The 24,746-nt window shown below is 68.8% G+C and carries 22 protein-coding genes; 13 read left to right on the top strand and 9 right to left on the bottom strand.

The genetic code is table 11. The features are described 5' to 3' along the window. Window positions 1-12 precede the first annotated feature (12 nt). From AC5Y43_RS02775 to AC5Y43_RS02765, 3 genes are all read left to right on the top strand, one after another. Window positions 13-1,842: an acyl-CoA dehydrogenase gene (locus AC5Y43_RS02775; RefSeq protein WP_499969062.1), complete on the top strand. Its 1,830-nt coding sequence runs from the start codon at window positions 13-15 to the stop codon at window positions 1,840-1,842. A 68-nt stretch (window positions 1,843-1,910) separates the two neighbouring features. Next, window positions 1,911-2,696 carry a DUF5666 domain-containing protein gene (locus AC5Y43_RS02770; protein WP_499969060.1) on the top strand — a complete coding sequence of 262 codons (786 nt, stop codon included), beginning with the start codon at window positions 1,911-1,913 and terminating at the stop codon, window positions 2,694-2,696. A gap of 80 nt (window positions 2,697-2,776) precedes the next feature. Then, window positions 2,777-3,538, top strand: a complete 762-nt coding sequence (locus tag AC5Y43_RS02765) for a DUF5666 domain-containing protein (RefSeq protein WP_499969058.1) — start codon at window positions 2,777-2,779, stop codon at window positions 3,536-3,538. Window positions 3,539-3,569: 31 nt separating this feature from the next. On the opposite strand, the gene AC5Y43_RS02760 is transcribed toward AC5Y43_RS02765, so the two are convergent. From AC5Y43_RS02760 to AC5Y43_RS02730, 7 genes are read right to left on the bottom strand one after another with little or no spacing between them, the layout of a single operon-like run. Next, window positions 3,570-3,917, bottom strand: a complete 348-nt coding sequence (locus AC5Y43_RS02760; protein ID WP_499969056.1) for a metal-sulfur cluster assembly factor — start codon at window positions 3,915-3,917, stop codon at window positions 3,570-3,572. After that, complete coding sequence (sufU, locus tag AC5Y43_RS02755; RefSeq protein ID WP_499969054.1) at window positions 3,892-4,410, bottom strand: Fe-S cluster assembly sulfur transfer protein SufU; 519 nt, start codon at window positions 4,408-4,410, stop codon at window positions 3,892-3,894. The genes AC5Y43_RS02760 and sufU overlap by 26 nt, the downstream gene beginning before the upstream one ends. Beyond that, entirely contained in the window at window positions 4,407-5,660 is a 1,254-nt protein-coding gene (locus tag AC5Y43_RS02750) for a cysteine desulfurase (protein WP_499969052.1), read from the bottom strand. The genes sufU and AC5Y43_RS02750 overlap by 4 nt, the downstream gene beginning before the upstream one ends. Window positions 5,661-5,662: 2 nt before the next feature. Continuing rightward, entirely contained in the window at window positions 5,663-6,445 is a 783-nt protein-coding gene (gene sufC / locus AC5Y43_RS02745) for a Fe-S cluster assembly ATPase SufC (RefSeq protein WP_499969050.1), read from the bottom strand. Next, window positions 6,442-7,629, bottom strand: a complete 1,188-nt coding sequence (gene sufD / locus AC5Y43_RS02740) for a Fe-S cluster assembly protein SufD (protein ID WP_499969048.1) — start codon at window positions 7,627-7,629, stop codon at window positions 6,442-6,444. The genes sufC and sufD overlap by 4 nt, the downstream gene beginning before the upstream one ends. Then, window positions 7,629-10,217, bottom strand: a complete 2,589-nt coding sequence (gene sufB, locus AC5Y43_RS02735) for a Fe-S cluster assembly protein SufB (protein ID WP_499969046.1) — start codon at window positions 10,215-10,217, stop codon at window positions 7,629-7,631. Before sufB ends, sufD begins: the two co-directional genes overlap by 1 nt. Continuing rightward, window positions 10,214-11,020 carry a helix-turn-helix transcriptional regulator gene (locus AC5Y43_RS02730; protein WP_499969044.1) on the bottom strand — a complete coding sequence of 269 codons (807 nt, stop codon included), beginning with the start codon at window positions 11,018-11,020 and terminating at the stop codon, window positions 10,214-10,216. The genes sufB and AC5Y43_RS02730 overlap by 4 nt, the downstream gene beginning before the upstream one ends. A gap of 56 nt (window positions 11,021-11,076) precedes the next feature. Between AC5Y43_RS02730 and mptB the strand changes: the two genes are divergently transcribed. From mptB to AC5Y43_RS02710, 4 genes are all read left to right on the top strand, one after another. Next, a complete protein-coding gene (gene mptB, locus AC5Y43_RS02725; protein ID WP_499969042.1) occupies window positions 11,077-12,774 on the top strand; it encodes a polyprenol phosphomannose-dependent alpha 1,6 mannosyltransferase MptB in 1,698 nt (565 codons plus the stop codon). After that, window positions 12,771-13,712: an ABC transporter ATP-binding protein gene (locus AC5Y43_RS02720; RefSeq protein WP_499969040.1), complete on the top strand. Its 942-nt coding sequence runs from the start codon at window positions 12,771-12,773 to the stop codon at window positions 13,710-13,712. The genes mptB and AC5Y43_RS02720 overlap by 4 nt, the downstream gene beginning before the upstream one ends. Further along, window positions 13,709-14,485, top strand: coding sequence for an ABC transporter permease (locus tag AC5Y43_RS02715; protein ID WP_499969038.1), 777 nt, complete (start codon window positions 13,709-13,711; stop codon window positions 14,483-14,485). Before AC5Y43_RS02720 ends, AC5Y43_RS02715 begins: the two co-directional genes overlap by 4 nt. Before the next feature lie 142 nt (window positions 14,486-14,627). Continuing rightward, the gene (locus AC5Y43_RS02710; RefSeq protein WP_499969397.1) at window positions 14,628-15,554 is read left to right on the top strand and encodes a COX15/CtaA family protein; all 927 of its coding nucleotides are present in this window, start codon (window positions 14,628-14,630) and stop codon (window positions 15,552-15,554) included. Here AC5Y43_RS02710 and AC5Y43_RS02705 read toward each other — a convergent pair. Next, entirely contained in the window at window positions 15,504-16,136 is a 633-nt protein-coding gene (locus AC5Y43_RS02705; RefSeq protein WP_499969036.1) for a DcsG N-terminal domain-containing protein, read from the bottom strand. The genes AC5Y43_RS02710 and AC5Y43_RS02705 overlap by 51 nt on opposite strands. Window positions 16,137-16,155: 19 nt before the next feature. Between AC5Y43_RS02705 and AC5Y43_RS02700 the strand changes: the two genes are divergently transcribed. Continuing rightward, a complete protein-coding gene (locus tag AC5Y43_RS02700; RefSeq protein ID WP_499969034.1) occupies window positions 16,156-17,130 on the top strand; it encodes a quinone oxidoreductase family protein in 975 nt (324 codons plus the stop codon). Window positions 17,131-17,134: 4 nt separating this feature from the next. Here AC5Y43_RS02700 and AC5Y43_RS02695 read toward each other — a convergent pair whose 3' ends face one another. Further along, window positions 17,135-18,067: a heme o synthase gene (locus tag AC5Y43_RS02695; RefSeq protein WP_499969032.1), complete on the bottom strand. Its 933-nt coding sequence runs from the start codon at window positions 18,065-18,067 to the stop codon at window positions 17,135-17,137. Window positions 18,068-18,323: 256 nt separating this feature from the next. Between AC5Y43_RS02695 and tkt the strand changes: the two genes are divergently transcribed. The 5 genes from tkt to pgl are packed head-to-tail and all read left to right on the top strand — an operon-like array spanning window position 18,324 to window position 24,734. Then, on the top strand, window positions 18,324-20,414 hold the full coding sequence (gene tkt, locus AC5Y43_RS02690; RefSeq protein ID WP_499969030.1) for a transketolase: 2,091 nt from the start codon (window positions 18,324-18,326) through the stop codon (window positions 20,412-20,414). Between the two features lie 15 nt (window positions 20,415-20,429). Then, window positions 20,430-21,551 (top strand): transaldolase, encoded by a 1,122-nt coding sequence (gene tal, locus AC5Y43_RS02685; RefSeq protein ID WP_499969028.1) that lies wholly within the window; start codon window positions 20,430-20,432, stop codon window positions 21,549-21,551. Then, a complete protein-coding gene (zwf, locus tag AC5Y43_RS02680; RefSeq protein WP_499969026.1) occupies window positions 21,548-23,092 on the top strand; it encodes a glucose-6-phosphate dehydrogenase in 1,545 nt (514 codons plus the stop codon). The genes tal and zwf overlap by 4 nt, the downstream gene beginning before the upstream one ends. Further along, window positions 23,089-24,000 (top strand): glucose-6-phosphate dehydrogenase assembly protein OpcA, encoded by a 912-nt coding sequence (gene opcA, locus AC5Y43_RS02675; RefSeq protein ID WP_499969024.1) that lies wholly within the window; start codon window positions 23,089-23,091, stop codon window positions 23,998-24,000. The genes zwf and opcA overlap by 4 nt, the downstream gene beginning before the upstream one ends. Continuing rightward, window positions 23,997-24,734 carry a 6-phosphogluconolactonase gene (gene pgl, locus AC5Y43_RS02670; protein ID WP_499969022.1) on the top strand — a complete coding sequence of 246 codons (738 nt, stop codon included), beginning with the start codon at window positions 23,997-23,999 and terminating at the stop codon, window positions 24,732-24,734. Before opcA ends, pgl begins: the two co-directional genes overlap by 4 nt. The last annotated feature ends 12 nt before the right edge of the window (window positions 24,735-24,746 follow it).

Here is a 24,746-nt window from a genome sequence, read left to right as displayed (position 1 = left end):
GAGGGAATTGCGTTGGGCCACTACATCGCTAACGTCCGGGATCTCGAGTTCAACCTGTTCGAGGTGCTCGACGTGGGCGCCGTCCTGGGCGCCGGGCGCTACGGCGACCTCGACGAGGACACCGTCCGCACGATCCTGGCCGAAGCCGCCCGCCTGGCCGAGGGCCCGGTCGCCGAATCGTTCGCCGCCGCCGACCGCAACCCGCCCGTCTTCGACCCGGCTGGGCACACGCTCAGCGTCCCAGCGGAATTGGCGGCGACGGTGCGCGCGATCAAGGAGGCCGGGTGGTGGCGGCTGGGCATGGCCGAGGAGATCGGCGGCATGCCCGCGCCGCCCCCGCTGGCCTGGGCGGTCAACGAGTTGATCCTCTGCGCCAACCCGTCGGCGAATTTCTTCAACTTCGGCCCGTTCATGGCGCAGGCGCTGTACGAAGAGGGCACCGAGCAGCAAAGGCGTTGGGCGGCAATGGGTGTGGAGCGCGGCTGGCAGGCCACCATGGTGCTCACCGAGCCCGACGCGGGATCCGACGTCGGGGCCGGGCGCGCCAAGGCCGTCGCGCAACCCGACGGCACGTGGCACATCGAGGGTGTCAAGCGGTTTATCTCCGGCGGCGACGTGGGCGACACGGCCGAGAACATCTTCCACCTGGTGCTGGCCCGGCCGGAGGGCGCCGGCCCGGGCACCAAGGGGCTGAGCCTGTTCTATGTGCCCAAGTACCTGTTCGATCCCGAGACGTTCGAACTCGGTTCCCGCAACGGGGTTTTCGCCACCGGGCTGGAGCACAAGATGGGCATCAAGTCCTCCCCGACATGCGAGCTGACGTTCGGCGACGGCGACACCCCGGCCGTGGGCTACCTGGTCGGCGACGTGCACAACGGGATCGCGCAGATGTTCACCGTGATCGAGCAGGCGCGCATGACGATCGGCGTGAAGGCCGCCGGCACGCTGTCCACCGGCTACCTGAACGCGCTGGCCTTCGCCAGGGAGCGGGTGCAGGGAGCCGACCTCACCCAGATGGCCGACAAGACCGCGCCGCGGGTCACGATCATTCACCACCCCGACGTGCGCCGCAGCCTGATGACGCAGAAGGCGTACGCCGAGGGGCTGCGCGCGCTTTACATGTATGCCGCCGCCCACCAGGATCCCGATGTGGCGCAACGGGTTTCGGGTGCCGATGCCGACATGGCGCATCGCATCGACGACCTGCTGCTGCCGATCGTCAAAGGCGTGAGCTCGGAGCGCGCCTACGAGGTCCTGACCGAGTCGCTACAGACGCTGGGGGGTTCGGGATTCCTGGTCGACTATCCAATCGAGCAGTACATCCGCGATTCCAAGATCGACTCGCTCTACGAGGGGACCACCGCCATCCAGGCGCTGGATTTCTTCTTCCGCAAGATCGTTCGCGACCGGGGCAAGGCGCTGCAGTTCCTGACCGCGCAGATCAGCGAGACCATCGACGCCTGCGACGAGGCGCTGCAACCACAGGCCGACCTGGTGCAGACCGCGCTCGACGCCGTCACGGCGATGACGGGCGCGCTGACCGGATACCTGATGTCGGCCGCGCAGCACCCGACGGAGATCTACAAGGTGGGGCTGGGTTCGGTGCGCTACCTGCTCGCGGTCGGCGACCTGCTGATCGGCTGGCGGTTGCTGGTGCAGGCCGGCGTCGCCCACGCGGCGCTGGCGAGTGCGGCCGCCGGAACCGACGAACCGTTCTATCGGGGCAAGATCGCGACGGCGGCCTTCTTCGCCAGGAACATGCTCCCCCGGCTCACCGCGCAGCGCCGGGTCATCGAGTCTCTCGACGGTGACCTCATGCGCATTTCCGAAGACGCGTTCTGACGCACAGCTCAGACACAGCTGAATCGGGTACATCTTTTCGTGGTCCAACTCACGATTGGGGAAACTAGATGCCCGCCACCTGTCCCGCGCCCCGTCTCACCCGGTTCGCCATCCTCGCCGTCACCGGCGCCACCGCGCTGTCCGTCGCCGCGTGCGGCTCGTCGAATCAGTCAGGCCAGACGTCGACGTCCACCTCCACGTCGACGGTGACCTCGACGGCCACCTCGCAGGCGCCCGCCCAGGGCGAAGCACAGGTCAAAGGGCTGATCGCGTCGGTGGCGGGCAACTCGATCCAGGTGACCAAGGAGGACAACTCCAACGCCACCGTCAACTTCACCGCCACGACCCAGATCACCGAGATCGCACCGGCGACGCTGAGTGACGTTACGAACGGCAGCTGCGTCACCGTGCGGCCCACGCAGGAGGCCCAGGGCGGGCAGTCGGTGACCGCGGCCTCCGTGCGGGTCAGCCCCTCGGTCAACGGCACCTGCCCGAAGCCCAAGGAGAACCAGCCGGGCTCGAGCACGCCGCCGCCTCCTTCGGGCACCGCGACGCCGCCGCCCGCGAAACCGAAGCCGATCCGCGGCTCGGTCGCCTCGGTGACGGGCAACACCGTCACTGTCGCGGGCACCGACGACCGCGGCAACACCACCCAGACGCCGGTGACCGTGGACGACAAGACGACGTACTCCAAGACCGTCACCGCGACGCCCGACGCGATCGCGCAGGGCAAGTGCGTCTCGGCGCGCGGCACCCTGGACAACGGCGGCACGCTGCAGGCGACGACCATCAAGCTGCGCGCGGCCCAGGACGGCAAGTGCCCGAGCAAGGGGACGCACGGCCAGGGCGGGTGATCCGCGCTACCGGTTCGTGAAATCCGGCTCCGAGCGGGTACCCGGCGTCAAAACCGGTGATTCACGATCGGAGCGCGTCGATGCCTGCCTTGACGGTCAAGCCCCGCCTGGCCCAAATCGCGCTGGTCGCCGTCATCGCCGCCCTCGCGCTGAGCGTCGCCATGTGCCACTCGGACGGCGCGACCAACAACAGCAACGACGGCAAGCCGGCGGTGACGGCGGTCCCGTCGAGCGCCGCACCGGGCGGGCCGCCCCCGCCGGCTCCCCCGCCACCGCCGCCCATCCCCAAGGACTACGTCGAGGGCCTGGTCCAGTCGGTTTCGGGCGGCACGATCCAGCTCCGGACGCGCACGGGATCGGCCACGGTGGACTTCACCCCGCAGACCAGGGTCGTCGAGCAGACCCCCGCCAAGCTGGCCGACATCACTGAAGGCAGTTGCATCAACGTGCGCGCCGCTCCGCAGAGCGCTCCTCCCCCTGCCGCGATCACTGCGCAAGCCGTGACGGTCACGCCCGCCATCGACGGGAAGTGTCCGCCGCCGGCCGGTTTCTACGGGATGGTCACCTCGGTTTCGGGTAACACCATCGCCGTCAGCGGCCTCGGCCCGCAACCGGCGCCCACCAATGTGACTGTCGCCGACTCGACCACCTACAACAAGCAGACACCCTCGAGCTCTGACGCGATCGGGAACGGCACATGCATGGGGGCCCAGGGAACGAACAGCGGCGGCGCGCTGCAAGCGGTGACGATCGCCCTGCAGGCGTGCCCGCCGATGGGGCGCCCGCACCCGCATCTGCACCTGCCCCACCTGCCCATCCACATTCCGTTCCACCACCACTAAGGACGTGGCCGGAAGCTTCCAGCGCGCGAGTTCAGACGGTGAAGCCCAAAGCGCGCAGCTGCTCGCGCCCGTCGTCGGTGATCTTGTCCGGGCCCCACGGCGGGTCCCACACCCAGGTGATCTGCATGTCGTCGACCAGACCGGCGCCGACCAACGCGCTGTGTGACTGGTCGGCGATCACGTCTTGCAGCGGACAAGCCGGCGACGTCAGCGTCATGTTGATCAAAGCCACCGGGCCCATCTCGCCGTGGCTGACCTCCAAGCCGTACACCAGGCCGAGATCCATGACGTTGATGCCCAATTCGGGGTCGACGACGTCATGCATCGCCTCCTCCACATCGGCTAGCAACTCGTCATGCGGTGCGGTGGTTTCGCTCATCCCTGACCTCCTCGAGGGCTCTACTGGCATGGGCCAGTACGTGTTCAGTCGCGCCGGCCCGAACCAGCGCATCCTTGCATGCCATCCATCCCAGCAGGGCGCACTTCACCCGCGCCGGGTATTTGGCCACTCCGGCGAACGCGACTCCGTCTCCCAGGACGTCCTCGTCGCCCGCGACAGTTCCCCGCGACGACACCATTTCGATGAACGCGGCGATGGTGTCGAGCGCCTCGGGCACGCTGTGTCCGATCACCTGTTCGGTGAGCACCGAGGTGGCCGCCTGGCTGATCGAACAGCCCTGCCCGTCGTAGGAGACGTCAACGACGCGCGCACCGTCGTCGGACAGTGTGACCCGCAGCGTGATTTCGTCACCGCAGACCGGGTTGACGTGAAACACCTCTGCGCCGAACGGTTCCCGCAACCCGCGGTGCTGTGGGTGCTTGTAGTGATCGAGGATCACGTCCTGGTAGATCTGCTCTAGGCGCAAGGTCATTCTCTCCCAAAGAAATCCAGGGCGCGGCGCACGCCGGCCACCAGGCGGTCGACCTCGTCGAGGGTGTTGTAAGCCGCGAACGACGCCCGCGCCGTGGCCGCCAGCCCGAACCTGCGGTGCAGCGGCAACGCGCAGTGGTGGCCGACGCGCACCGCGACGCCCTCGTCGTCGAGCACCTGCCCGACGTCGTGCGCGTGCACGCCGTCGACCACGAACGCCACCGGGGAACCACGGTTTTCCGTCGAGGCGGGCCCGATGATGCGCACGCCGTCGATGCCCGACAGGCCCTCGATGGTCGCCGAGACCAACTCGCGTTCGTGGGCTTCCACCGCGTCCATGCCGAGGTCGTCGAGGTATCGGGCCGCCGCGGCCAACCCGACTACCTGAGAGGTCATCGGGGTGCCCGCCTCGAAGCGCTGCGGTGGCGCCGCATAGGTGGACGCTTCCATGGTCACGTTCTCGATCATCGAGCCGCCGGTGAGGAACGGTGGCAGCGCCGATAGCAGTTCGGCGCGGCCGTAGAGAACACCGATCCCGTTGGGGCCCAGCATCTTATGCCCGGAGAACGCGGCGAAGTCGACGTCGAGCGCGCGGAAGTCGACCGACCGGTGCGGCACCGACTGGCAGGCGTCCAGCACGGTCAGCGCGCCCACGGCCCTGGCCCGCGAGACCAGCTCGCCCACCGGGGCCAGCGCGCCGGTGACGTTGGAATGATGGCTGAACGCGACGACTTTGACGCGCTCGTCGAGCCGCAGCGAGTCCAGGTCGATGCGCCCGTCGTCCGTGACGCCGTACCAGCGCAGCCCTGCCCCGGTGCGCCGGGCCAGCTCCTGCCACGGAACCAGGTTGGCGTGGTGCTCGAGCTCGGTGACGACGATCACGTCGCCAGGACCGACGCCGCGCTCGAATCGGCTGTCGCCCAGCACATATGACACCAGGTTGAGAGCTTCGGTGGCGTTCTTGGTGAAGACGAGCTCGTCGGCGAGCGCACCCACGAATGACGCGATGTCGGCACGGCCCTGCTCGTAGGCGTCGGTGGCCTCTTCCATCAGCTGGTGCGCGCCGCGGTGTACCCCGCCGTTGGACGTGACCAGGAACTCGCGTTCGGCGTCGAGCACCTGCAGCGGACGCTGCGACGTCGCGCCGGAATCCAGGTAAGCCAGCTGCTTTCCGCCGCGCATCACGCGCTTGAGAATGGGGAAGTCGGCGCGGATCGCCGCGACGTCCAGCGGGGTCACCGAGCGGGTCACGTTTACGCCCCCGCGGCGGCCGCTTGGGAAAAGCGGACGTAACCGTTCTGCTCGAGTTCGTCGGCCAGTTCCGGGCCGCCGGATTCTGCGATGCGGCCACCGACGAATACGTGTACGTATTCCGGGTGGATGTAGCGCAGGATGCGGGTGTAGTGCGTGATCAGCAGGATCCCGGCGTGCTCGGCTTCGGCGTAGCGGTTCACTCCGTCGCTGACCACCCGCAGCGCATCGACATCCAGCCCGGAGTCGGTTTCGTCCAGGATGGCGATCTTGGGCTTGAGCAACTCCAGCTGCAGGATCTCGTGGCGCTTCTTCTCGCCGCCGGAGAATCCCTCGTTGACGTTGCGCTCGGCGAACGCGGGATCGATCTCGAGCGATGTCATCGCCCCCTTGAACTCTTTGACCCAGTGCCGCAGCTTCGGGGCCTCCCCCCGCACGGCGGTCGCCGCCGAACGCAAGAAGTTCGACACCGAAACCCCGGGCACCTCGACGGGGTACTGCATGGCCAAAAAGATGCCCGCCCGGGCGCGCTCGTCGGTGCTCATCGCCAGCACGTCCTCGCCGTCCAGGGTGATGGAACCCGAGGTCACCCGGTACTTCGGATGTCCGGCAACGGCATAGGACAGCGTGGACTTGCCGGAGCCGTTGGGGCCCATCAGCGCGTGCGTCTCACCGGATTTCACGGTCAGGTCGACGCCGTTGAGGATGGGAATCTCTCGCTCTCCCTCAGCGGCGTTGGGGTTGTCGACGCTGACGTGCAGGTCTTTGATTTCCAAAGTCGTCATGAAGCTGCTCTCGATTCGGTAATGGCCAGTTCGTGTTCGATGGCTGCGGTGAGGCGTTCGCGGACGTCGGGCACCGCGATCTTGGAGATGATCTCGCCGAAGAAGCCGCGGATCACCAGCCGCCGGGCCTGGTCTTCCGGGATCCCACGCGAGCGCAGGTAGAACAGTTGCTCGTCGTCGAAACGCCCGGTGGCGCTGGCATGTCCGGCGCCGGCGATCTCGCCGGTCTCGATCTCCAAGTTGGGCACCGAGTCCGCACGCGCCCCGTCGGTGAGGACCAGGTTGCGATTCACCTCGAAGGTGTCGGTACCGGTCGCTTCGGCGCGGATCAGCACGTCACCCACCCAGACGGTGTGGGCATCCGGGCGCTGCGACTCCGGATCTCCTTGCAGCGCACCCTTATAGAGCGCGTTGGACTTGCAGTTCGGCTGCGCGTGGTCGACGAGCAGGCGCGACTCGAGGTGCTGGCCGTCGTCGGCGAAGTACAGCCCCAGCAGCTCGGCGTCACCGCCGGGGCCGGAGAAGCGCACAGTGGCGGTCATGCGCACCAGCTCGCCGCCGAGCGTGACGGCGACGTGGCGCAGCACCGCATCCTTGCCGAGCTTGGCGTGGTGCATGCTGACGTGCACGGCGTCGTCGGCCCAGTCGGCGAGCCACACCACGGTGAGCCGGGCGGCGTCGTCGACGACGAATTCGACGTTGTCGGCGTACGTTCCGCTGCCGCGCTGGTCGATCACCACGACCGCCTCGCCGAGCTCCTCGACGCGGATCTGCAGGTGCCCATAGGCGGTCGCGCCTGCGCCGGGGCCGTCGACGGTGATGTTGATCGGCTCGTCGACCCGCGCATCCCGCCCCACGGTGACCACCGTCGCGACATTGAACGACGAAAACGCCTGGGCGGCAACCCGATCGGCGGGAACACCACCCTGGCCGAGCCGCTCGTCACCGCGCCGCACGGTCTCGGTCCGTACACCGGGGTGCTCGCTGACGTCGATCTGCACCTTGCCGGTGGCGATCGCGGAACCGTCGTGCAGCCCGCGCAACCGGCGTAGTGGGGTGAATCGCCAGATCTCGTCGCGGCCGTGCGGGACCTCGAATGCGTCAACATCAAAGGAGGAGAACAGCTCCCCCTTGTTGAGTGCGGTCAGGCCCGAACCCTCAACCGCTTCGGTCAGATTCGTCACTAGCCGACCGCGCCTTCCATCTGCAGCTCGATCAGCCGGTTGAGCTCCAGGGCGTACTCCATGGGCAGCTCTTTGGCGATCGGCTCGACGAAGCCGCGCACCACCATGGCCATGGCCTCTTCCTCCGTCAGCCCGCGGCTCATCAGGTAAAACAGCTGGTTCTCGCTGACCTTCGACACGGTGGCCTCGTGGCCCATCGTGACGTCGTCCTCGCGGATGTCGACGTAGGGGTAGGTGTCGCTGCGGCTGATCGTATCGACCAGGAGCGCATCGCATTTCACGCTGGAGCGCGACCCGTGGGCACCCTTGTTCACCTGCACCAGGCCGCGGTAGGACGTGCGACCGCCGCCGCGGGCCACGGACTTGGACACGATGTTGCTGGAGGTGTTCGGCGCCAGGTGCAGCATCTTGGCGCCCGCATCCTGGTGCTGGTCCTCGCCGGCGAATGCCACCGAGAGCACCTCGCCCTTGGCGTGTTCGCCCGTCATCCAGACCGCCGGGTACTTCATGGTCACCTTCGACCCGATGTTGCCGTCGACCCACTCCATGGTGGCGCCGGCCTCGGCGCGGGCCCGCTTGGTGACCAGGTTGTAGACGTTGTTGGACCAGTTCTGGATCGTGGTGTAGCGGCAGCGTCCACCCGGCTTGACGATGATCTCCACCACCGCCGAGTGCAACGAGGCCGACGAGTACACCGGCGCGGTGCAGCCTTCCACGTAGTGGACGTAGGCGCCCTCGTCGACGATGATCAACGTCCGCTCGAACTGGCCCATGTTCTCGGTGTTGATCCGGAAGTAGGCCTGCAGCGGGATGTCGACGTGCACACCGGGTGGCACATAGATGAACGACCCACCGCTCCACACGGCGGTGTTCAACGCGGAGAACTTGTTGTCCCCGGCCGGGATCACCGTGGCGAAGTACTGCTTGAAGATGTCCTCGTACTGCCGCAGACCGGTGTCGGTGTCGACGAAGATAACCCCTTGTGCTTCAAGGTCTTCCCGGATCTTGTGGTAAACGACCTCGGAGTTGTGCACGACGAGACCTTCAGCGACAAAATTGTGCGGCCCGTCGACCTCGATGTCGTATACCGGTTCGACCTCGTACGGCTCGATCGACTTGACGCGCTCGAAGCCGAGCCAATCGTTACAGTGCGCCCGGATCGTCGTCCCGTTCGCGCTGCTGGACGAATGCATGTAACGGCGACGCCCGAAGCGATCCGTGCGCTTGGGGTTCCGGCAGCCGAGGCGCTCGAAGTCGCCGGAAATGCCGAGCCGCCAAGCGATCTGCGTGCGCTCGGGCGCGTGGCGGTATGGCTGGGTGAACGACCACGGGCCGCCGGTCCGCAATCCGGAGAGCTGCGCCAATTCGCGCGCTTGACCGATGAGCGGCTCATTGGCGCAGGTCAACAAGATCGAACCGCTCTTGTCGGGGCCTACATAGCCGTCAGCGTCGACCCAGCCGCCGAGGAACGCGAGCCGCTGATCGACGGGCAGGCCGTAGACCCAGTCGGGCACCCGCTTCGTCAGCGACAGGCCGCCGAAGCCGAGTTCGACAATCAATTCGGTCAGCGCCTTGGAGTTCACCACGACGCGGTATTCGTCGGCCTCGACACAACGGAGCCCGAACAAATCACCGACGACGCGTGCCAGCTCGGCACGAAGCTCGGCATCCATTGCCGGGATTGCGAATTGAACGCGATACGTCCTCGTCGAGAGGTGCAGGTTGCCGTCGCCGATGTACAGGCCCAACAGCCACATCAGGTCGACGGAGCTCGTTGCCGGTGATTTGAACCCGGCAATGCTCGGAAGATCCACGCTGGCACCAAATTCGGGCACCTGCCGTGGCACGGCAATGAAATCGCCCGGCGTGATCTCGCCGACAGTCACCCAGCGGCGCGCGTACCGGCGGCGCTGGCGACCTGGCTTGCGCTCGTCGCGCAGCACCAGCATCGGGTGATTGTCGGTCGCGCGGATGCTGCGGCGCGTCGTCTGCACTGCGTAAGTGAGCCGGGTGTCGGTCTGCGCCGACGCCTTGACCGGCGCAACCACAAAGCGCTCGGCGTCTTCGTCGTACGAAAACACCCGATCGCCGAACTGAACATCTTTGATCGGGATCTGACCGCGGTTGGCCGTCCACACAAGGGTGTCGCCGGCCAGGCACTCGTACTGGGCCGCCACGCCGGCGACGTAGCGATTCTTCTCGGCTTCCGGGATGCCCAGGCGGTCGTAGGTATTGCGAATGTCCTCGGGGAGGTCCTCCCAGCTCTGCGCCTGCTGCTCGGTGGACCGCACGAAGTACTTGATGTTGTCGAAGTCGATGCCGCTGAGGTCGGAACCCCACGTCGGCATCGGCTTCTTGACGAAGGTCCGCAGTGCCTTCAGCCGGGCTTCCAGCATCCACTCCGGCTCGCTCTTTTTCGCCGAGATGTCACGCACGACCGCTTCGGAGAGCCCGCGCTGCGCGCTGGCACCCGCGATGTCGGAGTCGGCCCAGCCGTACTCGTACCGTCCCAGCGAGGCGATCGCCTCTTCCTGGGTCATCGGCTCCGCGGCGACAGCGGCCTTGGTGGCCTCTGGGCTGAGGGTCATAACGGCGCTCCTTGCTTGCTCGTGGTGGGTTCGACGCGGGCTGTGCGTCGAACTGCCGGATCGGCTTCGGTGGTGAGCGGCACATGCGTGGTGCAGGCGCAGTCGCCGTTGACGATGGTCGCCAACCGCTGCACGTGGGTTCCGAGCACCTCGGCCATGGCCTGCTGCTCGGCTTCACACAACTCGGGAAACTCCTCGGCGACGTGCGACACCGGGCAGTGGTGCTGGCAGATCTGCACCCCGTGGATGGGCCCGCCGACGCGGGCGGTGGTGGCCACGTAGCCGGCCTCGGTCAGCGCCCCGGCCACCCGCTCGGCGGCCGCCTCGACGGCGTCGTCGTCGGGACCGTCGGCGGCCTGGACACCGTCCAGGATCGCGTCGATGCGCCGCCGGGCGAACGTGCGGACGGCGTCCTCGCCACCGATTTCCCGCAGCTGGCGCATGGCCGCCGCGGCCAGGTCGTCGTAGGCGTGGTCGAGCTTGGCGCGGCCGGCCGCCGTCAGCCGGAAGCGCTTGGCGGGACGCCCGCGCCCCACCTGCTGCCAGGCCGCGGCCGGCGCCGACTCGGCGTCGCCCGCCTCGATCAGCGCCTCCAGGTGGCGCCGCACGCCGGCGGGTGCCAGGCCGAGCCGCTCACCGATCTCGACGGCGGTGATCGATCCGGATTCCAGCAGCAGACGCACGATGGCGCGCCGCGTGTGGCCGTCCTGCACTGACACGGCCGCGACGGGCGCGGCGTCATCCAGGCTGGTTCGGATTTTCACAACACCAGTGTGACGCAATTCCGCGGATCGGTCTAGCAAGGGTGCCCTGTCCCGGCGTTGCGCTGGTCACATTGCCGGACGGCTAGTCTGCTCTGATGGCTGCCCGCCACCACACGCTCAGCTCGTCGATCGCCAGCCTGCACGGCGACGAGCAAGCGGTGGGCTCGCCGCTGAACGATACCGAGCTGACCGCGCTGCAGCGCACCCGGCTGTTCGGCGCGGCCGGAACCTTCGTGATGGCAATCGGCGCGCTGGGCGCGGGCGCCCGGCCCGTCGTGCAGGACCCCACCTTCGGGGTTCGGCTGCTCAACCTGCCTTCGCGCATTCAGACCGTGTCGCTGACGATGACGACGACCGGGGCGGTCATGATGGCGCTGGCCTGGCTGATGCTCGGCCGGTTCGCGCTGGGCAACCGGCGCATGTCGCGCGGCGACCTCGACCGCACCCTGCTGTTGTGGGTCCTCCCGCTGCTGATCGCGCCGCCGATGTACAGCAAGGACGTCTACTCCTATTTGGCGCAGAGCCAGATCTCGCTGGAGGGCCTCGACCCCTACCGGGTCGGCCCGGCGTCCGGGCTGGGGCTGTCGCACGTGTTCACGCTGTCCGTTCCCACGCTGTGGCGGGAGACGCCGGCGCCCTACGGCCCGCTGTTCCTGTGGATCGGGCGCGGGATCTCGGCGCTGACCGGGGAGAACATCGTCGCCGCCGTGCTCTGCCACCGGATCGTGGTGCTGATCGGGGTGGGCCTGATCGTGTGGGCCACCCCGCGGCTGGCCCGCCGCTGCGGCGTCGCCGAGGTCAGCGCGCTGTGGCTGGGCGCGGCCAATCCGCTGCTGATCATGCATCTGGTCGCCGGCGTTCACAACGAGGCGCTGATGCTCGGGCTGATGCTGGCCGGCGCCGAGTTCGCGCTGCGCGGTATCGACTCGACGCAACTGCTGCCCACGTCGTGGCGGCCCGGCCCGGACTGGCGACCGCTGGGGATGCTGCTCGCGGGCGCCGTCCTGATCACCCTGTCGTCGCAGGTGAAGTTGCCGTCGCTGCTGGCGCTGGGGTTCGTCACGGTGGCGCTGGCCTACCGCTGCGGGGGCAGCCTGCGGGCGCTGTTCCTCGCGGGCGGCGCGATGACCGCCTTGTCGCTGGCGGTGATGGCGCTCGTCGGCTGGGCCAGCGGGCTGGGATTCGGCTGGATCTACACCCTGGGCACCGCCAACGTGGTGCGCAGCTGGATGTCCCCGCCCACGTTGCTGGCCCTGGGCACCGGGCAGGTCGGAATCCTGCTGGGGCTGGGCGACCACACCACGGCGGTGCTGGGGCTCACGCGTGGCATCGGCGTACTGATCATCACGATCATGGTGGCCTGGCTGCTGTTCGCCGTCTTCCGCGGCCGCCTGCACCCGATCGGCGGCCTGGGCGTCGCGCTGGGCGTCACCGTGCTGCTGTTTCCCGTCGTGCAGCCGTGGTATTTGCTGTGGGCGATCATCCCGCTGGCGGCCTGGGCGACCCGCACCGGATTCCGGGTGGCGGCGATCCTGATCACCCTGATCGTCGGGATCTTCGGCCCGACGGCCAACGGCGACCGCTTCGCGCTGTTCCAGATCGTCGACGCCACTCTGGCCAGCAGCATCATCGTGCTGGCGCTGATCGCCGTGACCTACACCCGCCTGCCCTGGCGCAGGCCGCCCAACGGGCAGCGCGAGCCGGACCGGCCCGCGGTTGCCGGCAGCGTGCCCGAGGGCGGGGCCACCCGCGCTTCCGAGCCCGCGCCCGACGCCTACGCTGACTCCACGTGACCTCGGCCCCCCACGTCCCCGAAGCGGTCGTCCGGCTGCGCGGGGTGAGCAAGCGCTACGGGTCGACCACCGCCGTCTCCGAACTCGATCTGGACGTGCACGCCGCCGAGGTGCTGGCCCTGCTCGGACCCAACGGCGCGGGCAAGACCACGACGGTCGAGATGTGCGAGGGCTTCGTGCGTCCCGACGCCGGCACGATCGAGGTGCTCGGCCTGGACCCGATCGCCGACAACGCGCGGTTGCGGGCGCGCATCGGGGTGATGCTGCAGGGTGGCGGCGGCTACCCCGCGGCGCGCGCGGGCGAGATGCTCGACCTGGTGGCCGCCTACGCCGCCGACCCGCTGGACCCGGCGTGGCTGCTGGACACCCTGGGGCTGACCGACGCCGCGCGCACCACCTACCGGCGGCTCTCCGGCGGGCAGCAGCAACGCCTGGCACTGGCGTGTGCGCTGGTCGGACGGCCCGAACTGGTGTTCCTCGACGAACCCACCGCCGGCATGGACGCCCACGCCCGGCTGCTGGTGTGGGAACTGATCGACGCGCTGCGCCGCGACGGCGTGACGGTGCTGCTGACCACCCACCAGCTCAAGGAAGCCGAGGAGCTCGCCGACCGGATCGTCATCATCGACAACGGGGCGACGGTGGCCTCCGGCACGCCGACGGAGCTGATGCGCTCGGGCGCCAAAGACCAGCTGCGGTTCACCGCACCGCCCCGCCTGGACCTGTCCCTGCTGACCGCCGCCCTGCCGGAGGACTACAAAGCCAGCGAGGTGACGCCGGGCGAGTACCTGGTCGAGGGCCCGGTCGACCCGCAGGTGCTGGCGACCGTCACGGCGTGGTGCGCGCGCATCGACGTGCTGGCCACCGACATGCGCGTCGAGCAACGAAGCCTCGAGGACGTCTTCCTCGACCTGACCGGCAGGAAGTTGCGGCCATGACCGAATCCCCTTTTCCCGCCGGGACTTTCACCCCCGACCCGCGCCCCAGCGCGGTGCCCCGGATGCTCGCGGCGCAGTTCGGCCTGGAGCTCAGGCTGCTGCTGCGCAACGGCGAGCAACTGCTACTGACCATGTTCATCCCGATCACGATGCTGGTCGGCCTGACCCTGTTGCCGTTCGGTGAATTCGGCCGGCATCGGGCGGCGGTGTTCACGCCGGTCATCATGGCCCTGGCCGTCATCTCGACCGCCTTCACCGGGCAGGCGATCGCGGTCGCCTTCGACCGCCGCTACGGGGCGTTGAAGCGGCTCGGGGCCACCCCGCTGCCGGTCTGGGGGATCATCGCCGGCAAGTCGCTGGCGGTGGTCACGGTGGTGTTCCTGCAGGCAATCCTGTTGGGCGCCATCGGTTTTGCGTTGGGCTGGCGGCCCGCCCCCGCCGCGCTGGCGCTGGGCGCGGCGGTGATCGCGCTGGGCACCGCGGGCTTCACCGCCCTCGGGCTGCTGCTCGGCGGGACGCTGCGGGCCGAGATCGTGCTCGCGGTGGCCAACCTGATGTGGTTCGTCTTCGCCGGCCTCGGCGCGCTGACCCTGGAAACCTCGATGATCCCGACCGCGGTCAAGTGGGCCGCCCGGCTGACCCCGTCGGGCGCGCTCACCGAGGCGCTGTCGCAAGCGATGACGCTGTCGGTGGACTGGTTCGGCGTCGTCGTCCTCGCGGTGTGGGGCGCGCTGGCCGCGCTGGCCGCGCTGCGCTGGTTCCGCTTCACCTGAGTGCTTTGCTCATTGACTCTGCGTCCAGGGCGTAAAAGTTCGAGTACGAGGCGCCCTCAGCGCAGAGTCAACGGCCGCTTCTACTACATGACGTAGTCGTCGCTACGATCGGGCGGTGCTACGACGAACGCTGCTGGGGCTAATCGATCTGCTTCCCGAGCCCAGCCCGCGCGCCCAGCAGGCGATCGCCGCGCTCGTCATCCTCACCCAGGGCGGCATCGCCGTCACCGGCGCGATCGTGCGCGTCACCGCGTCGGGGCTGGGCTGCCCCACCTGGCCGCAGTGCTTTCCGGGCAGCTTCGTCCCGGTGGCCCACGCCGAGGTGCCGCGGATCCACCAGGCCGTCGAGTTCGGCAACCGGATGGTCACCTTCGCCGTGGTCATCGCCGCGGCCCTGGCCGTGCTGGCCGTGACCCGGGCGCGCCGGCGGCGCGAGGTCCTCGTCTACGCGTGGTTGATGCCGGCGTCGACGGTGGTGCAGGCGGTCATCGGCGGCGTCACGGTGCGCACCGGGCTGCTGTGGTGGACGGTGGCCGTGCACCTGCTGACGTCGATGGCGATGGTGTGGCTGTCGGTGCTGCTCTTCGTCAAGGTCGGCGAGCCCGATAGCGGCGTGGTTCGGGAGCGGGTGGCCCGCCCGCTGCGCGTGCTCACGGCGCTGACCGGGCTGAACCTGGCCGCGGTGCTGGTGACCGGAACCCTGGTCACCGCCGCCGGCCCGCACGCCGGTGACCGCAGCCCCAGCCGCACGGTGCCCCGGCTGAAGGTCGAGATCACCACGCTGGTGCACGCGCATTCGTCGCTGCTGGTTTCCTACCTGGCCCTGCTGGTCGGGCTCGGCTTCGGGTTGCTGGCGGTGCGCGCGGGCCGGGCCGTCCTGCTGCGGCTGGGCGTACTGCTCGTCCTGGTGTGCGCGCAGGCCGCCGTCGGCACCGCGCAGTACTACACCGGGGTGCCCGCGGTCTTGGTGGCCGTGCACGTCGCCGGGGCGGCGGCGTGCACCGCGGCCACCGCGGCGCTATGGGCGTCGATGCGAGAGCGGGCCCAACCCGAGCCGCTCGCAAGCTGATTCGACGGCAAGCGCGAACTCGCGCTGGGCCGAGTCGCGGGCCGCGGCGTCCAGGTGCTGCCAGCCCAGCGAGGGCGCGACGAGGTCGAGCGCCACGAGGCGGTCCCCCGTCACGTCGGCGCGCGCGTAGAGCAAGTCGCGCGGGGTGATTCCGACGCGCTCGGCCGCCGCCGCGATCGCGACGTAACCGAGGTCCCACGACTCGAACTCCGGCCGCACCGGCCAGGAATGCGACTGCTTGCCGCCCAGAAAGATCAGCGCCGCCTCCGGTTTCCCGCCGGGCAGTGTGGGCACGCCGGCGCCCTCGAGGTCGCGCAGGTATTTCTCATCCAGATTCCAGGCGACCGCGTCGGGCGGGTTCAGCAGGCGCTTCACGTGTTTGCGCCAGGCCGCGAACTCGCCGGCCGCGGGGGCCGCGCGCAGGATCACCAGGTCCGCGCGACCGGTCTGCGGCTCGCCCCACGCCAACCAGCGGGCGTGCAGGCCGCGATGCCTCAGCGCCGCCACCAGGCCGGCGTCGTCGCCCTGCTCACCGGCCAGCACGATGCGCGGATGGAAGACGTCCGGCCGCGCCAGCTTCATGCCCGGGCATGATATCTCCATGCACGCAATCGAAGTCAGCGAAATCGGCGGCCCCGAAGTTCTGCGCTACGTGGAGACGGCCCGGCCCGAGCCCGGCCCCGGCGAGGTGTTGATCAACTCCGAGGCCATCGGCGTCAACTACATTGACACCTATTACCGTTCCGGGCTATATCCACGAGAGTTGCCGTTCATTCTCGGCCTGGAGCTGTGCGGCGACGTCGTCGACACCGGCGAGGGCGTCGGCGGCCTGCGTACGGGCGATCGGGTGGTCACCCCGATGGCGTCCGGCAGCTATGCCGAATTCTCCACGGCACCAGCATCTTTGACCGCAAGGGTGCCAGATGACGTGACGTCCGAGGTGGCGGCTTCGGTGCTGCTTAAGGGTTTGACTTCGCATTACCTTTTGAAATCGCTTTATCCGGTGCAGAGCGGCGACACGGTGCTGGTGCATGCCGGCGCCGGCGGCGTCGGACTGATTTTGACGCAGTGGGCCAAACTGCTGGGCGCCCGCGTCATCACGACGGTCTCGACACCGGAGAAGGCGCAGATCTCGAAGCGGGCCGGCGCCGACGAGGTGCTGCCCTATCCCGACGACGCGGCGGAGTTCGGCGCCAAGATTCGCGCGTTGACCGGAGGCGACGGGGTGCCGGTGGTGTACGACGGGGTGGGGGCGACGACCTTCGACGCCAGCCTGGCCAGCCTGGCCGTCCGCGGCACGCTGGCGCTGTTCGGCGCCGCCAGCGGACCGGTTCCACCCGTCGACCCGCAGCGCCTCAACGCCGCCGGCTCGGTGTTTTTGACTCGGCCCGGCCTGGCTCACTTCGTCCGCACGGCCGACGAGTTCGGTTGGCGGGCACGAGAATTGTTCGAGGCGATCACGGGCGGTGCCATCACCGTGGAGGTGGGCGGGCGCTACCCGCTGGCCGAGGCGGCCCGCGCGCATGAGGATTTGCAGGGCCGCAAGACGGCGGGCTCGATCGTGCTGCTGCCTTAGCGGCTCAGAGCAGCGTCGGCAGGGCGAGGACCGAGTCGATCGCCAGCGCGCAGAACACCACCGCCAGGTAGTTGTTCGACTGCAGGAACAGCCGCAGCGGCTTGACCGGCTCGCCGGCGCGCACGCCGGCGTAGAGCTGGTGGGCCATCGCCAAAAACCACACCCCGGCGACCAGGGCGACCGCCGCGTACAACCAACCGGTGGCCAGCGCGAGCGCCAGCGTCGCGAACACGGTCAGCCAGGTGTAGATCAGGATCTGTTTGGTGACCTGACGCTCGGTCGCCACGACGGGCAACATCGGCACGCCGGCCGCCCGGTAGTCGTCCTTATAGCGCATCGCCAAAGCCCAGGTGTGCGGCGGCGTCCAGAAGAAAATGATCGCGAACATCACCAGCGCCGGCCAGGCGATGGTGTCCGTGATGGCCGACCAGCCGATCATCACCGGCATACAGCCGGCCGCACCGCCCCACACGACGTTCTGCGACGTGCGGCGCTTGAGCACCAGTGTGTAGATCAACACGTAGAACGAGATGGTGGCGACGGCCAGCAGCCCGGACAGCAGGTTGGTCGTCCACCAGAGCCAGCAGAACGACCCCACGCTGAGCACCAGCCCCAACACGAATGCGTTTCGCGTCGGCACCGCCGCCCGCGCCAGCGGCCTGCGCGCGGTGCGCTTCATCACCTTGTCGATGTCGGCGTCGGCCACGCAGTTGAGCGTGTTGGCGCCCCCGGCGGCCAGCATCCCGCCGATCAGGGTGTCCAGGATCAGCAGCGGATTCACCGTGCCGCGATGGGCGAGCAGCATGGCGGGTATCGCCGTGACCAGCAGCAGTTCGATCACCCGCGGCTTGGTCAGCGCCAGGTACGCCAAGAGCGTGCCGCGCACCCGCGTGCTCAGTCCTGGGCTGGGGGGCGCGACGCGCCCGCGAACGCTCACGCAATAACTCCTCGGGGTCGCAGCAGCGCGCAGCATCTACTACGCACGATGGTAGACCGCGTGGGGGCAGTGGCCTGCCCTCAGGGTCCCCTCCGCGGATTTATGCCGGATCCCCGGACTGATCACCGGGCCCGATCGGCCGCCGCGTAATTTTTCACACCGGCCGGCCGTGGGTATCCGAGACTCTGCGCTGTAAGAGCCGGCGCTCCCGCATTAGGGTGAGCAATATCAGCTTGATGACCCAAGGACCGAGGTTGTGACCACACTCGAAGAGATCTCCACGCTGACCGAACCGCACCTGCCCGACGACTGGACCGAGATCGATTCGGCTGCGGTCGACACGATCCGGGTGCTGGCCGCCGACGCCGTCCAAAAGGTCGGCAACGGCCATCCCGGGACGGCGATGAGCCTGGCCCCCCTGGCCTACACGCTGTTTCAGCGCGTCATGCGCCACGACCCCAGCGACACCTACTGGCTGGGCCGCGACCGGTTCGTGCTGTCGTGTGGGCACAGCAGCCTGACGCTGTACCTGCAGCTGTATCTGGGCGGGTTCGGCCTGGAGCTCTCCGACATCGAGTCGCTGCGCACCTGGGGGTCCAAGACGCCCGGACACCCGGAGTTCCGGCACACCAAGGGCGTCGAGATCACCACCGGCCCGCTGGGCCAGGGGCTGGCGTCGGCCGTCGGGATGGCGATGGCGTCGCGCTACGAGCGGGGCCTGTTCGACCCGGACGCCGAGCCGGGGACCAGCCCGTTCGACCATTACATCTATGTGATCGCCTCCGATGGCGACATCGAGGAAGGTGTGACGTCGGAGGCGTCGTCGCTGGCGGCCGTGCAGCAGCTGGGCAACCTCATCGTCTTCTACGACCACAACCAGATCTCCATCGAGGACGACACCAACATCGCCCTGTGCGAGGACACCGCCGCACGCTACGAGGCCTACGGCTGGCACGTGCAGAGGGTGGAGGGCGGCGAGAACGTCGTCGCGATCACCGACGCGATCGCCAAAGCCCAGGCCGTCACCGACCGGCCGTCGTTCATCGAGCTGCGCACCATCATCGGCTACCCGGCACCCAACCTGATGAACACCGGCAAGGCGCACGGTGCGGCCCTGGGCGACGACGAGGTCGCCGCCGTCAAGAAGGTCCTGGGATTCGATCCCGACAAGAACTTCGAGGTGCGCGACGACGTCATCGCCCACACCCGCAAGCTGGTCGATCGCGGCAAGGAAGCCCACGAGAAGTGGCAACCGCAGTTCGACGCGTGGGCCCAACGCGAGCCCGAACGCAAGGCGCTGCTGGACCGGCTGACCGCCGAAAAGCTGCCCGACGGCTGGGACGACGACATCCCGCGCTGGGAACCGGGATCCAAGGAGCTGGCCACCCGCGCGGCGTCCGGCAAGGTGCTCTCGGCGGTGGGGCCGAAGCTGCCCGAGCTGTGGGGCGGTTCGGCCGACCTGGCGGGCAGCAACAACACCACCATGGACGAGGTGGATTCCTTTGGCCCGCCGTCGATTTCGACGAAGGACTACACCGCGCACTGGTACGGGCGCACGCTGCACTTCGGGGTGCGCGAGCACGCGATGGGCGCCATCCTGTCCGGCATCGTGCTGCACGGCCCGACCCGCGCCTACGGCGGCACCTTCCTGCAATTCTCCGACTACATGCGTCCCGCGGTGCGGCTGGCGTCGCTGATGGACATCGACACCATCTACGTGTGGACCCACGACTCCATCGGGCTGGGCGAGGACGGCCCGACCCACCAGCCCATCGAGCACCTCGCCGCGCTGCGCGCCATTCCGAAACTGTCGGTGGTGCGCCCGGCCGACGCCAACGAGACGGCCTATGCCTGGCGCACGATCCTCGCGCGCGGCAACGGCAGCGGGCCGGTCGGGCTGATCCTGAGCCGCCAGGGCCTGCCGGTGCTGGAGGGCACCGACTTCGAGGGCGTCCAAAAGGGCGGCTACATACTGGGTGACGACGGCGGGGACGAGCCTGACGTGGTGCTGATCGGCACCGGCTCCGAGGTGCAGCTCGCTGTCGAGGCGCAGAAGTTGTTGGCGGACCGCGACATTGTCGCGCGGGTGGTGTCGATGCCGTGCGTGGAGTGGTTCGAGTCCCAGTCCGAGGAATACCGCGACAGCGTCCTGCCGCCGTCGGTCTCGGCGCGGGTGGCCGTCGAGGCGGGCGTCGCGCAGTCCTGGCACAAGCTCGTCGGCGACACCGGCAGGATCGTGTCGATCGAGCACTACGGCGAATCCGCCGACTACAAGACGCTGTTCCGCGAGTTCGGCTTCACCGCCGAGGCCGTCGCCGCCGCCGCGGAGCAGGTCGTCGACAACTGAGAAAGGGTGATTCACATGGCCGGTCAGAACCCCAACCTTGCGGCGCTGAGCGCCGCGGGCGTGTCCGTTTGGCTGGACGACTTGTCGCGGGAACGGCTGCAGTCGGGCAACTTGCAGGAGTTGATCGACACCAAAAGCGTTGTCGGCGTGACCACTAACCCGTCGATCTTCCAGAAGGCGTTCGCCGAGGGCGACGCCTACAACGGCCAGATCGCCGAGCTGGCCGAGCGCGGCGCGGACGTCGACGCCACGGTGCGCACGGTCACCACCGACGACGTGCGCAACGGGTGCGACGTGCTGGCGCGTGAATGGGAGGCCTCCGACGGGGTCGACGGCCGGGTGTCGATCGAGGTCGACCCGCGGCTGGCCGGCGACACCGACAAGACCGTCGCGCAGGCCGTCGAGCTGTGGAAGATCGTCGACCGGCCCAACCTGTTCATCAAGATCCCGGCGACCAAGGCCGGCATTCCCGCCATCACCGCCGTTCTGGCGGAAGGGATTTCGGTCAACGTCACGCTGATCTTCTCGGTGGAACGCCACCGCCAGGTGATGGACGCCTACCTCGCCGGGTTGGAGAAGGCCCGCGAGGCCGGGCACGACCTGTCCAAGATCCATTCGGTTGCATCGTTTTTCGTGTCCCGGGTGGACACCGAGGTCGACAAGCGGCTGGAGAAGATCGGCACCGACGACGCGCTCGCGCTGCGCGGCACGGCCGGTGTGGCCAACGCCCGGCTGGCGTACGCCGCGTACCAGGAGGTCTTCGAGGGCGGTGAGCGCTACTCGGCGCTCAAGTCCGACGGTGCCCGGGTGCAGCGCCCGCTGTGGGCCTCCACCGGCGTCAAGAACCCCGACTACCCCGATACCCTCTACGTCACCGAGCTGGTCGCGCCGAACACGGTGAACACCATGCCGGAGAAGACGATTAACGCGGTCGCCGATCACGGCGACCTGAAGGGTGACACGGTCACCGGCACCGCGCAGGCCGCCCAAGGGGTGTTCGACAAGCTGGCCGCGGTCGGGGTCGAGCTCACCGACGTCTTCGTGGTGCTGGAGAAAGAGGGCGTCGACAAGTTCGTGGAGTCCTGGACCGAGTTGCTGGGGGAGACACAGAAGCAGCTGGACTCCGCCTCCAAATGAGCCCGGCCCGCGCTGCCGCGCAGTGGCGTAACCCGTTACGGGACAAGCAGGACAAGCGGCTGCCCAGGATCGCCGGCCCCTGCGGGATGGTGATCTTCGGGGTCACCGGCGACCTGGCCCGCAAGAAGGTGATGCCGGCCATCTACGACCTGGCCAACCGCGGGCTACTGCCCCCCACCTTCTCCCTGGTGGGTTTCGCCCGCCGGGACTGGCAGACCCAGGATTTCCGCACGGTCGTCTACCAGGCGGTCAAGGACCACTGCCGCACCCCGTTCCGGGAGGAGAACTGGGAGCGGCTGTCCGAGGGCTTCCGTTTCGTGCCTGGCGCTTTCGACGACGACGAGGCGTTCGCCCGGCTCGCCGAGACGCTGGAGAAGCTGGACGCCGAGCGCGGCACCGGCGGCAACCACGCGTTCTACCTGGCGATCCCGCCCAAGTCCTTCCCGGTGGTGTGCGAGCAGCTGCACAAGTCCGGCCTGGCCCGCCCGCAGGGCGACCGCTGGAGCCGCGTCGTCATCGAGAAACCGTTCGGCCACGACCTGGAAAGCGCTCAGGCGCTGAACAAGTCGGTCAACGCCGTCTTCCCCGAGGAGGCGGTCTTCCGGATCGACCACTACCTGGGCAAGGAGACGGTACGCAACATCCTGGCCCTGCGATTCGCCAACCAGCTGTTCGACCCGATCTGGAACTCCCACTACGTCGATCACGTGCAGATCACCATGGCCGAGGACATCGGGCTCGGCGGACGGGCCGGCTACTACGACGGCATCGGCGCCGCGCGCGACGTCATCCAGAACCACCTCATGCAGCTGCTGGCGCTGACCGCGATGGAGGAACCGGTCAGCTTCAACCCGGCCGCGCTGCAGACCGAGAAGATCAAGGTGCTCTCGGCGACGCAATTGGCCGAACCGCTCGACGAGACCACCAGTCGCGGGCAGTACACCGGCGGCTGGCAGGGCGGCGAGAAGGTCGTCGGGCTGCTCGACGAGGAGGGGTTCGCCAAGGACTCCACCACCGAGACGTTCGCGGCCATCACGCTCGAGGTCGACACCCGCCGGTGGGCGGGGGTGCCGTTCTACTTGCGCACCGGAAAACGGCTGGGCCGCAGGGTGACCGAGATCGCGCTGGTGTTCAAGCGCGCACCGCACCTGCCGTTCGACGCCACCATGACCGACGAGCTGGGCGCCAACGCCATGGTCATCCGGATCCAGCCGGACGAGGGCACGACGCTGCGCTTCGGCTCGAAGGTGCCCGGCACCGCGATGGAGGTCCGCGACGTCAACATGGACTTCTCCTACGGGTCGGCGTTCGCCGAAGAATCCCCGGAGGCCTACGAGGCGCTCATCCTCGACGTCCTGCTCGGCGAGCCGTCGCTGTTCCCGGTCAACGAGGAGGTCGAATTGGCCTGGGAGATCCTCGATCCCGTCCTGGCAAACTGGGCGGCGCACGGCAAGCCCGACCCGTACGAGGCGGGCACCTGGGGCCCGGATTCGGCGTTCGAAATGCTGCGCCGCACCGGCCGGGAATGGCGGCGGCCGTGATTGTCGACCTGCCCGGCACCACCACCAACGCGGTCAACAAGAAGCTCGACGAGCTGCGCGAAAAGATCGGCGCCGTCACCATGGGGCGGGTGCTGACGCTGCTCATCGCGCCGGACAGCGAGGCCGTGCTGGAGGAATCGCTCAAGGCCGCCAACGACGCCAGCCACGAGCACCCCAGCCGGATCATCGTCACGATGCGCGGCAATCCCTACGCCGAGGAGCCGCGCCTGGACGCACAGCTGCGCGCGGGCGGTGACTCCGGCGCCGGCGAGGTGGTGATCCTGACCCTGTCCGGGGCGCTGGCCGGCCACGCCGCCAGCGTGGTCATCCCGTTCCTGCTGCCCGACATCCCCGTCGTGGCGTGGTGGCCCGACATCGCCCCGGACAAGCCCGCCCAGGATCCGTTGGGGCGGTTGGCAATCCGGCGCATCACCGACGCCACCAACGGCGTCGACCCGCTGTCGGCGATCAAGAGCCGGCTGCCCGGATACACCGCCGGCGACACCGACCTGTGCTGGTCGCGGATCACCTACTGGCGGGCGCTGCTGACGTCGGCCGTCGACCAGCCGCCGCACGAACCGATCGAGTCGGCGCTGGTTTCCGGGCTGAAGACCGAGCCCGCCCTCGACATCCTGGCCGGCTGGCTGGCCAGCCGCATCGACGGTCCGGTGCGCCGGGCGGTCGGTGACCTCAAAGTGGAGCTGACCCGCAACAGCGAGACCATCGCGCTCAGCCGGCCCCAGGAGGGCAGGACGGCCACGCTGAGCCGCACCGCCAAACCCGACGCGCTGGTTCCGTTGGCGCGCAGGGAAACCGGTGAATGCCTGGCCGAGGACCTGCGGCGGCTGGACGCCGACGAAATCTACCGGACAGCGCTCGAAGGCATCGAAAAGGTGGAGTACGTATGAGCCCGATCGTCGAAGTTTTCCCGGATAGCGACGCCCTGGTCGAGGCAGCGGGCACCCGCCTGGTCGCGACCATCCGATCCGCCGTGGCGGCGCGGGGACGGGCGCTGATCGTGCTCACCGGCGGCGGCACCGGCATCGGGCTGCTGCGCTACCTGGCCGGCCAGCCCGTCGACTGGTCCAATGTGCACCTGTTCTGGGGTGACGAACGCTACGTCCCCGAGGACGACGACGAGCGCAACGACAAGCAGGCGCGCGAGGCCCTGCTGGACCGTGTCGACATCCCTGGCAGCCAGGTGCACCCGATGCCGGCCAGCGACGGCGAGTTCGGCGCGGACCTGCCCGCCGCGGCGCTGGCGTACGAGCAGTTGCTGGCCGCCAACGCCGACGACGGCCAAGCGGTGCCGAATTTCGATGTCCACCTGTTGGGCATGGGGCCCGAGGGCCACATCAACTCGCTTTTCCCGGACACCCTCGCCGTGCTCGAGACGAGCCGCATGGTCGTGTCCGTCGACGACTCCCCCAAGCCGCCGCCACAGCGAATCACGTTGACCATTCCCGCGATTCGCCGCTCCCGCGAGGTGTGGCTGATGGTGTCCGGGGCGGGCAAGGCCGACGCGGCGGCCGCCGCCATCAATGGCGCGGCCCCGGCGTCGGTGCCGGCCGCCGGTGCCGTCGGACAGGAAACCACCCGCTGGCTGCTTGACGAAGCCGCCGCGTCCAAGCTCCCGCACTGACCGCGCGGCGCG

The organism is Mycobacterium sp. NGS57 (genome assembly GCF_059812405.1).
Note: the sequence above shows the minus strand (reverse complement) of the source record. Positions and strands in the feature narration are given on the sequence as shown.